This window comes from Paenibacillus sp. EKM206P (assembly GCF_011066155.1).
In the GTDB taxonomy this organism is placed as follows: Bacteria; Bacillota; Bacilli; order Paenibacillales; family Paenibacillaceae; genus Paenibacillus; species Paenibacillus polymyxa_D.
Window position 1 is genome coordinate 103727 of record NZ_JAAMNQ010000012.1, and the last position, 13222, is coordinate 116948.

The 13222-nt window shown below is 48.7% G+C and carries 11 protein-coding genes and 1 riboswitch; all 11 genes read left to right on the top strand.

Going from position 1 to position 13222, the window contains the following annotated elements; translation table 11 throughout:
* Positions 1-5 precede the first annotated feature (5 nt).
* The 11 genes from G9G53_RS20895 to G9G53_RS20945 all read left to right on the top strand — a co-directional run bounded on the left by G9G53_RS20895 (position 6) and on the right by G9G53_RS20945 (position 13185).
* A complete protein-coding gene (locus tag G9G53_RS20895) occupies positions 6-1574 on the top strand; it encodes a limonene hydroxylase (RefSeq protein ID WP_165149999.1) in 1569 nt (522 codons plus the stop codon).
* A 19-nt stretch (positions 1575-1593) separates the two neighbouring features.
* Positions 1594-2412, top strand: a complete 819-nt coding sequence (locus G9G53_RS20900; protein WP_029517593.1) for a nucleotidyltransferase domain-containing protein — start codon at positions 1594-1596, stop codon at positions 2410-2412.
* A 21-nt stretch (positions 2413-2433) separates the two neighbouring features.
* Positions 2434-3885: a 3' terminal RNA ribose 2'-O-methyltransferase Hen1 gene (locus G9G53_RS20905; RefSeq protein WP_165150001.1), complete on the top strand. Its 1452-nt coding sequence runs from the start codon at positions 2434-2436 to the stop codon at positions 3883-3885.
* On the top strand, positions 3882-6491 hold the full coding sequence (locus G9G53_RS20910; protein WP_029517591.1) for a polynucleotide kinase-phosphatase: 2610 nt from the start codon (positions 3882-3884) through the stop codon (positions 6489-6491). Before G9G53_RS20905 ends, G9G53_RS20910 begins: the two co-directional genes overlap by 4 nt.
* 20 nt (positions 6492-6511) lie before the next feature.
* Positions 6512-7309: a TatD family hydrolase gene (locus tag G9G53_RS20915; protein ID WP_165150003.1), complete on the top strand. Its 798-nt coding sequence runs from the start codon at positions 6512-6514 to the stop codon at positions 7307-7309.
* 43 nt (positions 7310-7352) lie between these two features.
* Positions 7353-7462: riboswitch (TPP riboswitch) on the top strand.
* Positions 7463-7712: 250 nt separating this feature from the next.
* Positions 7713-8309, top strand: coding sequence for an ECF transporter S component (locus tag G9G53_RS20920; protein ID WP_029517589.1), 597 nt, complete (start codon positions 7713-7715; stop codon positions 8307-8309).
* On the top strand, positions 8309-9760 hold the full coding sequence (locus G9G53_RS20925; RefSeq protein ID WP_165150005.1) for an ABC transporter ATP-binding protein: 1452 nt from the start codon (positions 8309-8311) through the stop codon (positions 9758-9760). The genes G9G53_RS20920 and G9G53_RS20925 overlap by 1 nt, the downstream gene beginning before the upstream one ends.
* Positions 9735-10526 (top strand): energy-coupling factor transporter transmembrane component T family protein, encoded by a 792-nt coding sequence (locus G9G53_RS20930; protein ID WP_039272469.1) that lies wholly within the window; start codon positions 9735-9737, stop codon positions 10524-10526. Before G9G53_RS20925 ends, G9G53_RS20930 begins: the two co-directional genes overlap by 26 nt.
* Before the next feature lie 139 nt (positions 10527-10665).
* Positions 10666-11391 carry a methionine ABC transporter ATP-binding protein gene (locus G9G53_RS20935; RefSeq protein WP_165150007.1) on the top strand — a complete coding sequence of 242 codons (726 nt, stop codon included), beginning with the start codon at positions 10666-10668 and terminating at the stop codon, positions 11389-11391.
* A complete protein-coding gene (locus G9G53_RS20940; protein ID WP_039272472.1) occupies positions 11384-12055 on the top strand; it encodes a methionine ABC transporter permease in 672 nt (223 codons plus the stop codon). The genes G9G53_RS20935 and G9G53_RS20940 overlap by 8 nt, the downstream gene beginning before the upstream one ends.
* A gap of 272 nt (positions 12056-12327) precedes the next feature.
* Positions 12328-13185 (top strand): MetQ/NlpA family ABC transporter substrate-binding protein, encoded by an 858-nt coding sequence (locus G9G53_RS20945; RefSeq protein ID WP_039272474.1) that lies wholly within the window; start codon positions 12328-12330, stop codon positions 13183-13185.
* Positions 13186-13222 lie beyond the last annotated feature (37 nt).

Below are 13222 nucleotides of genomic sequence, written 5' to 3' on the forward strand. Positions count from 1 at the left end.
ACAACATGTTTGGACGATTCAAAAATGAAGTGTTATATCCATGGGTAGGTAAGCTTTCGATTTATGAAACGATTAAGCAGGGACTGGACCCTCAGGGCAGGCTTACGGATGATCATTTGCCAGATGATGAAGAATACTGGGCAGGTCACACGATGCGTTGGGTGGCAGGAGGATTGGATGGAGCATTTGGGCATCATGGCGCTGGCGGAGATGGAGAGACTGACAAAATTAAGGATCTGGCGCAGTTGTTGTCCAGACAATGCCGCAAGCCAGGGATGAAGACGAGACGTGAGACGTATGTACGCTTGATGGAGGAAAATGCGCTCAGCCTGATTGATCCGCTGCTAGATGCGGTGCGCGAGCATCCAGCAATTCAGCCGGATCAATTGTATGAGGAAGCACGTTGGCTGGCTGAACACGGAGCACATCGCAATGTGGTGAAGGTCGGTATTGCGCTGCTTGGATTACTGGAGACGGATCAGCACCACGAACTTATTTTAACACTAGCCAAGCATGATGAATTCACGCTATATGCAGCTGTAGCTATCCGTAATATTTCGGAGCAGGCCAACGAACAATTGTATAATTTAGCCTCACAGGTACATGGCTGGGGACGTATTCACGTAGTAGAACGGCTGGAGCCTGCGCGGCAGGAAATACGTGACTGGTTATTAAGGGAAGGATTCCGCAACAATGTCATGTATGAGTATCTTGCTTATGAGTGTGCTCATAAAGGCGAACTGCATACAGCCATCGCTGTACCGCACATTGATCAGGAGTTGTTTGACGGGGCGGGTGATATTCTATCGGCTTTGCTGGCAGCAGGCGGACCTGCGGAAAGTATAGACGATTATGAGCATGCCACTATGGTCATAGGCAACTACCTTCGCCATGCTAAGACCATGTGTACGACTGTGAAGCATTTTACGATCATCATGGATACTGCGGATTTTCTCGATGAAGAAGACGATTCATGGGAGGCACGTTATGAGCATGAATGGACGCCGGAATTACGTAAACGTTACGCGTCAATATGCCAGCAGATGATGGACGATCCGCAGTGGGTGAAGCCAGTAGAGCAGGAACTGCAGTATGCAGATTCACCGCATCTCCACTGCGCCATTCGCGTAGCTCGAATGCTAGCACTAGATGTATGGCCCGTGCTATTTGATCAATTAAGTAAATATCCAGTCAAGCCTAATCTATACTTTGAACTCATCAAGACAGAGGATGAACAGCGGGCTCGTAAGCTGGTGGCTTTTGCAGAAAAGCACTTGCCTCTGGAAGAAATTTCTTCTGGTCCTGCTGATGTGCCGGGCTTTGGACCGGAGTATGAAGCGCATCAATGTCTGGGTATTTTGCTTCAGCTATTGTCTTCTTACGAAGGAATGGGACAAGAGCTAGTTGCTGCCGGACTTTGGAGTCCGGTGACCTCCAATCGTCATGCAGCGCTTCATGTACTCAAGGAATGGCCTTCTGAGATGTGGGGAGAGGAAACGACAGAGCGTCTTCGCCGCTTATCGATAGATGAAACGGAGGAGTCGATTAGAGAACAGATTCGGGAAATACTTTAATGATAAGGGAGGGAACAACATGACGGATATGAAGCATGGGCAGGGTTTCATTCAACCGGAAATGCGTGAGACGATTTTGCGTGAGCTGCGCGCGTTGGAGCAAGCGGAGCAGGTGCGCATTGTATACGCCTGTGAATCAGGTAGTCGGGCGTGGGGGTTTCCTTCACAGGACAGTGACTATGATGTACGATTTATCTATGTAAGACCCATAGAATGGTATTTATCTATTTTTGATAAGCGGGATGTGATTGAACGGCCAATCAGCGATTTGCTGGATATAAACGGCTGGGATTTAAAAAAGGCGCTCCAATTGTTTCGCAAATCCAATCCGCCTTTGCTGGAATGGCTGCAATCTCCGATTTCCTATCTGGAGCAATATGCAGTGGCTGATCAGATTCGTGCGATCTCGCCGTTAACCTTCTCTCCGAAGTCCTGCATGTACCATTATCTGAATATGGCGCGGGGAAATTATCGGGATTATTTGCAGGGAGAACAGGTGAAGATTAAAAAGTATTTTTACGTGCTGCGCCCGTTGCTGGCTTGTAGCTGGATTGAACGTCACAACAGCATGCCTCCAATGGAATTCGTAGAATTGCTAGAGGAACTCATTCCGGCACATACCGAACTTTATCAGGTGATCGAACATTTGCTTGATCGTAAAAAAGCGGGCGAGGAGCTGGATGTGGAGCCACAGCTTTCGGTGGTGAATGATTTTATCCAGCAGCAAATTGCTTATTTTGAACAAAAGGCGCCCTTGCTTCAGCATATGGAGAGTGGACGTGATCAGCAGTTGGATGATATGTTCCGCGCTGCGGTGAATGAAGTATGGAAAGTATAAGCTGGGAAGGAGAAGTAGAGTATGCACATCACGCTAAAAGCAACCGGAAACAATGCTGGGATGATTTCGCACTTGCTTGCCAAAAATCCCTACAATACGTATGATCGCACGGAAAAGGGTGCGCGTGTACGCATGGTGTACACCGTGTTTACCGAGGAAGAGGCAGAAATCGTCATTCAGGCTTCGCCAGATTCGATAGATTTGGTCAAAAACAGTCCAGATAGCTATGATATTACACAATATATTAATGACCGGGAGTTTGTAACCAGCAGCTTATTTTGCACCTATATTCGTGGCTCGCTTGGTACGGCACTGAACGGCAAACCCAAAGAAGAGTATGCAGAATGGGTGACGCATCCTTTCGCGCTGGAGTTATCGTTTGGGCCTGTTGCTTCGGATTTACCGGATTCTGTGGTGGAGGGACTATTTGCTCCGCTGGGCTATCAAGTGGACATAGAACGAGGGGAAGCAGACTATTCTTTTCAGCTGAAAAATCGAAGCACTGTCAGATATGTCACGTTAAGTGGCCATCAGACGGTGCAGTATGCGCTACGTCAGTTATTGCTGTTGATTCCGGTGTTGGATAACTATAAGCACTACTATATCAGTGAAGAAGAGTTTGACAAGCTGAGACGTTACGGTGAAGGCTGGCTGTCAGCGCATCCGCTACGCGAGCTTATCATTCGACGCACGCTTCGTTTTACCAATCTGATTGAGCAATTTGAGCAATCTGATTGTGATGAAATAGGTATTAAAAAACATATTGAAAAGGATACTGTCCAAGCTCAAAAGGATAAGCACGAACAGATTCAACAGCCAGAACAGCCACATGAGGAAGGGAAGCAACAGCCTACAGTACGGCTAAATGAGCTGCGGTATCAAGCTATTATGGACGTAATTCGCAAGCTGCCTCGCAGACAGAAAATCGTAGATTTGGGTTCAGGGGAAGGGAAGCTATCGGCTCGGATGGCCCGAATGACGGGCGTTGAAGAGATTTGGGCGGTGGAGCCGTCTGCGTATGCACAGTTGAGAGCCGTGGAGCGTTTTAACAAGCTGGAAAGGCATGCCGATGCGATCAGTCCTACACCCATGATGGGCTCTCTCTTTTATTATGATGAACAATTGCGGGGAAAAGATGTGATGATCCTATGTGAGGTCATTGAGCATGTGGATGAGCATCGTCTGAACCGGGTGATGAAGACGATTGTAACGGAGTATCAGCCGGGCGTGCTGATCGTGACGACTCCCAATCGTGAATATAATGAAGTGTATCGTATGAATCAGCAAGAGATGCGGCATGGCGATCACCGTTTTGAATGGAGTAGAAGCGAGTTTCAGGAACGATGTGAGCAGTGGATTGTGGAAGCTCCTTATTCGGTAGCGCTGAAGGGGATCGGAGAAGAGGTCGAAGGCTTTGGACAACCGACCCAAATGGCTATATTTACGCGCAGAAAGGAGCAGAAGGAAGCATGAGCAATTCATCCAAACGTACGATTCATTTACCGCATGCTGGACTGGTTGTGTTGGTGGGGGCCTCCAACAGTGGGAAAACCACATTATTAGACAAGCTGGTGAGCGAAGGGATTCTGCTGGAGACAGAAGTGGTATCCTCGGATCATTTTCGCAAGCTGGTCGGAGATACGGAATTTATAGACTGGAGTGGACTTCCAAGACTGGAATCGGACGTACTGTTCTATGAGTATCAGCAAATGTCAGCCAAGGCGTTTGAGGCGATGGATACGATTCTGGCTATGCGCTGTCGCTTGAATAAGCTGACGGTTGTGGATGCCACCCATTTGTATGCTGAGGACCGTCAAAAATATGTACAGTTGGCAGCCAAGGCGCATGTTCCTGTAATGGCTTTGGTACTGGATGTATCCGAAGCTGTGCTGCTGGAACGTGATTTAGGCAGGGAGCATCCGCGTGGCCGCCAACGGGTCAAGCAGCAGGCACAGCTGTTAAAGCGGAACCTGCGTGGGATCCGTGAGGAAGGCTTTAACGCTTGCTATATCCTTAAGGATATAGAAGAAATGAATTTTGTTCGCCGTGCGCAGCCACTGTTTCATGAGATTGGCTCAGGTATTGACATCATTGGTGATATCCATGGGTGCTACCGTGAGATGCTGGAAGTGATAGAGCGGCTAGGATATACGGAAGATACGGAAGGACTATACCATCATCCAGATGGCAGAAGACTGGTATCTGTCGGGGATGTGATGAGCCGTGGCCCCAAATCGTTACAAGCGGTGCAGTTCTGGAAAAAGCACGTGGATGCTGGACTAGCGTATATGATTGACAGCAATCATGGCTGGAAAATCGGCCGTTACCTTGATGGAAGAAAGGTGACTCTCAGTCATGGGGATGAACGATTTGCAGAGGAACTGGCCCAGTATGAACAAAAAGCGGGCAAGGCAGCGGCGGAACAGCTTAGAAGCGAGTTAAGGGATTTTCTGCTACATGCACCCTCACATCTTATTTTTGGCAGGAATGGATTGCGACACGTGGTCGTGGCTCATGCGGGGATTAAGGATCATTTTATCGGCAAACAGTCGGCACGTATTTCTGATTATTGCCGTTATGGAGATACGGAAGGACAGGATGCAGACGGAAAACCAATCCGCAAAGATTGGTTCGTAGACCATGAATCGGGAGAAATAGTAGTATGGGGACATGATCCTAGACCGCAGCCTACCCTTGTGAATCAGACGGTGAATATTGATCAGGGTGTGGTATTTGGCGGTATGCTGACCGCTTATCGTTTTCCGGAAAAGGAATTTGTCAGCGTTCCGGCACATGAGAATTATGCGAATGATCCCGATAGCCCACTTGTCCGGTGGCAGAGAAAACGGTTTTCCCCGCCGAATTTACGCAAGCTCATCGCTGGTTACAGTGTACTGACGGAATCGTATGGCGAAGTGCGCGTTCAAGGAGAATCGGTCAAAACCGCTATAGATGCCGTGTCACATGTGACAGTACCGATAGAGGAACTGGTGTATATTCCACCGACCATGAGTCCTGCTCCAGCGGTGTCTGCAGAGGAAGGTTATCTGGAGCATCCGCGTGAAGCGCTGGCTTATTATCGCGGGCAAGGGGTACAAACGATGGTGGCTGAGAAAAAACATATGGGTAGCCGGGCTATTTTGCTATTATTCAAAAACGAACAGGCCGCTGTCGAGTATGTAGGCTACCCGACATTGGGCACGATCTACAGTCGGAGCGGGAGAGCTTTCTTTGAACAAAGCCTTGGGAAGCAAGTGCTGGAAAAGCTGAATGTGGATCTACGGACTGCCGGATATTTTGAACGGAACCAGACGGATTTTGTGTTGCTGGATGCGGAAATTGTACCGTGGAATCTCAAGGCTCGGGAATTGATTGCTGCACAGTATGCGCATGTGGGTGAAGCAGCTCTGCTGGATCGCAGTAAGCTGGTAGACAAGCTGAAGCAGGCGAAGGTTGCGGGCCGAGAGGTTGGAGACTGGTTGGAGGAAATGGAACAGAAGTACGCGAATGCCGTGACGTTTCAAGAGGCTTTTCAAAAATATTGCTGGGATGTGGACGGTCTGGATGAGATTCGTATCGCACCGTTTCATACGCTGGCACACAGCGGAAAGACTTTTTTCGACCATTCTCATATTTGGCATATGGAGCAAAACCGGGAGCTGGCTGGGCTGTCTTCCCTGTTTATGGAGACAGAGTATCGCGTGATCACGGACGAAGCAAGCGAGGAAGAGGTCATTCGTTGGTGGAACGAGATGACAGAGGATGGTCATGAGGGGATTGTGATCAAGCCGGAACGCTTTTTGATGAAAAATCGGGACAAGATGATTCAGCCTGCAATCAAGGTGAGAGGCCGGAAGTATTTGCACATCATTTACGGTATGGATTATCTTGCCCCTGAGAATTTAAAGCGTCTGAAGCAGCGTCGAACGAACAAAAAGGAGCGTCATGCCCTGATGGAAGGAGCGCTTGGTATGGAAGGCGTGGAACGTTTTGTCCGCAAGGATACGGTAGATCGTATTCATGAATGCGTCCTTGCCGCACTATCTCTGGAATCAGAGCCGATTGATCCAAGATTGTAGTTTGCGAGGGAGGGATTGAGATGGAAAGGGGTACACCGTTAATTGATATTGGTGTGAACTTGATGCATCGTTCGTTTCATGCAGATCGGGAACAGGTGGTAGAGAGAGCCGCGGCTGTAGGGATTTCACCGCTGATTATTACCGGGACCAGTGTCCGCAGCAGTCGGGAAGCTTCTCAGTATGCAGCGCGTTATCCGGGCAAGCTGTATGCGACAGCTGGCGTGCATCCCCATGATGCCAAAGACTGCAGTGCAGACACGATTCAGCAGCTCCGCCAGTTGGCGGGTCAGCCGCAGGTCGTATCCATAGGGGAATGCGGATTGGACTATAACCGTGATTTTTCGCCACGTGATGTGCAGCGCCGATGGTTTGGCGAGCAAATCCAACTGGCGGGTGAGCTGAAAATGCCGTTATTTCTGCATGAACGAGATGCACATGAGGACTTTGTCGCTATGCTTCGGGAGTATCAAGGGCTTGTCGATAAAGCGGTAGTGCATTGTTTTACCGGCACGGAACATGAATTGCGTACGTATGTAGAAATGGGACTGTATATCGGAATCACCGGCTGGATTTGCGACGAACGGCGGGGGAAGCATCTGCGTGAACTGGTCAGAGATATTCCCTTGGACCGTCTGATGATTGAAACGGATGCTCCATTTTTGACCCCGCGTAATTTGCCTGTGAAGCCTAAAGAAGGGCGTAATGAGCCCATGTATCTCGCTCACATTGCTGCTACGATAGCCGAATGTACAGGTCGAAGCATGATGGAGATCGAAATCGCGACGACGGAAACGGCTAAACGTTTCTTCGGATTATAGGATTGTCAAAGCCATAGATGTGGTATATATTATAGTGAATTAAAAAGCATTGTCGGGAGCTTGAGAAAGTCAGGCTGAGAGGGTGGCCCTTGCCACTGACCGTGAAATCTGATCTGGGTAATGCCAGCGTAGAGAAACCAAGAACACTATACAGGAATGCCGCTTTTTTTTGCGGTTGTCGATAGATTCAATGTATGTCCTAGCATTTTACCTTGATCCTGACTTGGCTGGGTATCAGTGTAGTAGTTTAGACTACTGGTTATATAAGGCATATCGACGAATGATGTTTTGTATGGTGCTTCACCTTTTACTGCGCATAAAGCTTGCCTGGAGATTCAGCTCCAGACAAGCTTTTTTTCATGGCCAAGAGGCCAACTATAAGGAAAAAGGGGAGCACGCAATAATGAATACTGCTGTAAGAGCGTCCAAAGGGTTGAAACTGACGGATATTTTGGTCACGATTGTGATCGCTGTTGTGTTCGGGTTGATCTACAAAATATGGGGACCTGCCTATGATTTGATGAAACCATTGGGTCTACACGCCGAGCAACTGATGTATGGCATGTGGTTTATGGCAGGTACGTTTGCTTATCTCATCATTCGCAAGCCGGGTGTTGCGATTTTGGCAGAGGTGGCAGCGGCAACGGTCAGTGCTTTTTTGGGAAGCGAATGGGGTATGTCCACCTTGTACTATGGCCTGCTGCAAGGCTTGGGAGCGGAGCTGTTTTTTGCGGCTTTTCTGTATCGGAACGCAAACCTGTGGGTTGCTTCGCTAGCTGCGGCTGGGGCGGCTGTCACTTCTCTGATTTTAGACTTCAGCTACGGGTATATTGATCAGCTATCGACTTGGAACTATGTTTTGTATATTGGATTTCGGATGATTGGCAGTATTGTGATTGCCGGGGTATTCGCGTTCTATCTGGCTAAGGCATTGGAGGTAACCGGAGTCACGCGAAGTTTGAGGCCTGCAACGGAACAAGATTATAAGGGGCTGGATTGATGAGCCGGGCAACCGAAGATGTGGTGGCTTCGATCACCCGGCTACGGTTGAAATTCCCCGGTGAGCAAGAGCTGCTTTTTCACAATATGTCTTTGTCTGTCCGCAAGGGGGAAAAGCTGCTGCTACTGGGACCGAGTGGATGCGGTAAATCAACACTGCTCCAAGTGTTAAGCGGTCTGATTCCACGCACGATAGAAGTGCCTATGAAATGCGATGCTGCTGTAATCCCAAGTGTCTCAGGTATTGTATTTCAAGATCCTGATACGCAGTTCTGTATGTCATATGCAGATGAGGAACTGGCTTTTGTGTTGGAAAATAATCAGGTTCCCCGGGAGCAGATGCGATCCCGTATTCGCGAGCTGCTGATACAGGTGGGTCTATCGACGGATGATATACATATGCCCATTGGCAGCATGTCACAGGGAATGAAGCAGCGGCTGGCGATTGCGTCTGTGCTGGCTATGGAGCCAGAAGTGCTTTTTCTGGATGAGCCCACGGCTTTGTTGGACGAGGAAGGCACTACACAGGTGTGGGATACCATTCGCAACATTTCGGTAGACCAGACACTGGTGATTGTGGAGCATAAAATTAATGAAATTGTCCATGATGTGGATCGGATTGTGGTGCTTTCTGCTCAAGGGGAGATCATTGCAGATGGAAGGGCCCAAGAAGTATTTCATGTGCACCGGCAGGCATTGTCCGAGTACGGCGTGTGGTATCCGGGAGTATGGAATGAAGCGTCTTCGCCACGTTGGAGTGAAGCAGTGACGCAACAGAATGGTGCGGGGACTGATGTGCTGGAGCTAGAACATTTTAGCGGCCTCCGCGGTTTAAGTTCAGTGATTTATGTGGAGCATGCGCAGGTGAAGCCTGGCGACTGGATTGGCGTGGTTGGTGAAAACGGGGCTGGCAAAAGCTCGCTACTGCTCTCCATGATGCGCTTACTTCGCACACAGGGACGTTATAGCGTGCGCGGAATTGAGGCAGGCAGTACAGAACAACTGGCAGAGCGTATCGGGTTCGCGTTTCAAAATCCCGAGCTGCAATTTGTAGCGCATACCGTACGAAAGGAACTAGAGTATTCGTTACCCAAGAGCTTGTATACCGTTGAACAGTGCCGGGAACGGGTCGATCGGATGCTCGTACAGTTCGGACTGGAGCGGCTGGACGAGCGGCATCCGTATCAGCTTTCGTTAGGCCAAAAAAGGCGGTTGAGTATTGCTACGGCTATGATTCGTGAGCCGGAAGTGCTGCTGCTCGATGAACCGACCTTTGGGCAGGATGCGCGTAATACCTTTGTCATGCTGGATATGTTGGAGCAGCTGAGAGCGGCGGGCACGGCCATTGTGATGGTCACCCATGACCCGGAAATTGTCCGTCGATATTGTACCGATACATGGCGGATTCAGAAAGGGGAACTACAGTATGAACCTGTCCTTTCCCCATCATAAAACATGGCTGCATCGCGTGAATCCGGGCCTAAAGCTCGTGATGTTTTCCATCCTGTTTGTGGTCGTTATAGTCATTCATGATCCGAATGTCATGTTTAATGTTGCGTGTGCTATGCTGTTGCTGCTTGTCTGGTCAGGCCATCCATGGAAGAGGCTGCTGCTATACGGGTCTCCCTTTATATTGGTGTTTATTTCAACTTCAACGGGCATGATGATGTTCGGCAAAGGGGTGACGACCTGGTGGACATGGGGCTTGATCCATGTGACGCAGGAAAGCTTTTACCGAGGCATGCATCTGGGCTTTCGTGCGCTGAGTATGGCTGCGGTAGGTTTGTTGTTTGGTTTAACGACTCGTCCAGTGGACCTTTTTTATTCACTGATGCAGCAATGGAAGCTCCCTCCGAAGTATGCATACAGCTTTTTGGCAGCCATGCGGTTGATGCCTATGATGGTGGAGGAATTCCAGGCATTGAGACAAGCCCACCGTATTCGAGGTTTACATCAGCATGTGTCCAAATGGAATATGTATGCCACGCTTCGCAGGTATGCGATTCCGCTACTCGCTCAAAGTATTCGGCGTGCCCAGCGCATTGCTATTGCTATGGAAGCCAAGGGTTTTACCAATGAAACCAAGCGAACGTATTATTATGCGATCGGCTATTCGGCTATAGATATTGTATTCATATTCTATTTTGTCGTCATGCTTACGCTGGCTTGGGGACTTGGGATTTGCTTTCCTTATGTAGGGGTGTGGGATGTACGTTAATTGTTGTCAAAAGGCTTTGCCCGTTTTCTGCTCTGTGGTATATTAATGCAATGGGAATTGACGGCTCGTACAGACCCGCCTGGGCTGGCGGGCTTATTACATTTTCCCTGAGAAATGGATCATCAGGAGGCCAGGTTTCATGATTACGCTGCATCAGGTAAACAAGCATTATACCACCTCAAGCGGCCAATTTCATGCGGTTCAATCCGTGTCCCTTCAAGTGGAGGAGGGGGAAATCCACGGTATTATAGGTGCCAGCGGTGCCGGTAAGTCTACCTTGCTCCGGTTGATGAATGTATTGGAAAGGCCGGATGAGGGAAACGTGGTTGTGAACGGGGAAGATCTGACTCGCATGCCGGAAAAACGTCTCCGTGAAGCGCGGCGATCCATAGGGATGATTTTTCAGCATTATCATCTTGTTCACAATCGGACGGTCAGTGGAAATGTAGCAATGCCGTTGGAGCTGGCAGGTGTCGCGAAAAAAGAGAGAGCAGAACGTGTGCGCGAATGCCTGCAATTCGTCGGCTTAGCTGATAAAGCAGAACAGTATCCGGCACAATTGAGCGGAGGCCAAAAGCAACGTGTAGCGATAGCCAGAGCGCTGGCGAATCGACCTGCGGTGCTGCTGTGTGATGAGCCGACCTCGGCGCTTGATCCGCAGACGACCGCGGATATTCTGGGCGTGTTACGGGAGATCAACCGTGAACTGGGAGTTACCATTGTAATTGTAACGCACGATATGGACGTGGTACGCAACATTTGTACCCATGTATCAGAAATGCGGGATGGACAGCTGCTTTCCACGCAACGTGTAGCTGACGCTGCGGTAGGTTCAACAGCGAAAGCAGGTGAAGCTGATGAATGAAATGCTGAACATCATTGCGCAATATCAGTCTGAGATATGGAAAGCCATCGGAGAGACGTTTATTATGGTGGGGATTTCTATCGCAGCAGCTGTACTGTTAGGGCTTCCGGCAGGAACGATTTTGTATTTGTGCGGCAAAGGGCAAAAATATGAAAATCGACTGCTGTTCACCCTATTGAACAGTGTGGTCAATGTCATTCGCTCGTTCCCGTTTTTGCTGCTCGTCGTGTTTATGATTCCATTTACACGTCTGGTCGTAGGGACGGCGCTGGGTACGATGGCTGCTACGGTTCCCTTGTCAGTGGTGGCCATCGCCTATTATTCGAGGCTGGTGGAGCAATCATTGCTTGAGGTGCCGAAGGGTGTAATTGAAGCCGCTACTTCTATGGGGGCATCCACTCTTCAGCTTATCTTCAAATTTCTGTACGTGGAAGCTCGTTCTGGGCTTGTACTGGGTTTGACCACGTCCACCATTAGCTTCATCTCCTACTCCACGGTGATGGGCATTGTGGGCGGTGGCGGGGTAGGCGATTTTGCCATCCGCTACGGTTACCAGCGTTTTGAAACAGGCTTGATGGCGTTCACCATCGTCGTCATGATTATTTTCGTACAAACGATCCAGTTCACTGGAAGCACCATATCCCGCCGGATCGACAAGCGGTAAATGGTTTATGAATCTCTTCATTAACACTTGCACCGCCCACTATGGGAAATAAAAATGACTTTACAGTATCTCAAAAGCGGAGAGAAGGATTTGAATCTGGAGAAGCGTTAGCGTTCGCCTTTGAAATGGGATTCTAACCTATACATCACTTTATAAATCAGAGAGAATCCCATTTCAACAGCGATCGTAAGATCAAATCATTCGCGAAGCGGCTATACTGTAACTCATTTTTATCTTCCCGATCACAACTAATTTTGGAGGTTCCACATCGAATGAGTCGGAAAAACAACATGAAAACGAACTTGAAATTACTTACACTATTTGCTGTCGTTATGCTACTGGTTGCCGGATGCGGTGGTCAAAAGCAGGCTACACAAGAAACACAGTCTAAAGAAGCGACTTCCCAAAAAGAAGTGACCCTGAAAATAGCGACGCTCATCCCACCGATGACAGATGTGCTGGATATCGTGAAGCCGCTGCTTAAACAGGACGGAGTCAATCTGGAAATCGTCGTGCTTTCAGACAATATCCAACCGAACAACGCATTGGCAAGCCATGAAGTGGATGCTAACTTCTTTCAGCATGCTCCTTTTATGCAACAATATAATGAAAGCAACAAGTCTGATTTGGTAGCGATAAAACCAATTTACAACGCCATTTATGGTGCGTACTCCAAAAAATACAAGAACGTTAAAGACCTGCCCGAAGGTGCGACTATTGCCATTGCCAATGACCCGGCCAATACAGGACGTTCTTTGGTAATGATGGAGCAAAACGGTTTGATCAAGCTTAAAGAAGGCGTAGGCTATAATGCTACACAGGCTGATATTATTGAGAATAAGAAAAAGTTTGTGTTTAAAGAAGTGGATTTGTTGATGCTGGCGCGCTCACTGGATGATGTGGACATGGCTGCCATGTATCCCGCATATGCCAAGCCGCTCGGTCTGACACCGAAGAAGGACGCGCTGATTACCGAAAAAGACGATACGCACTTTGCCATTAATCTGGTAGCGCGTAAGGATAATGCAGATTCCGATGCCATTCAAAAGCTGGCAAAGCGAATGACCGGACCGGAAGTGCGTAAATTTTTTGAGGACAATTACAAGGATAGCGTTGTTCCAGCATTTTAAATAAATGAGGATTTTGCAAAAATCCAATAAGCGACTT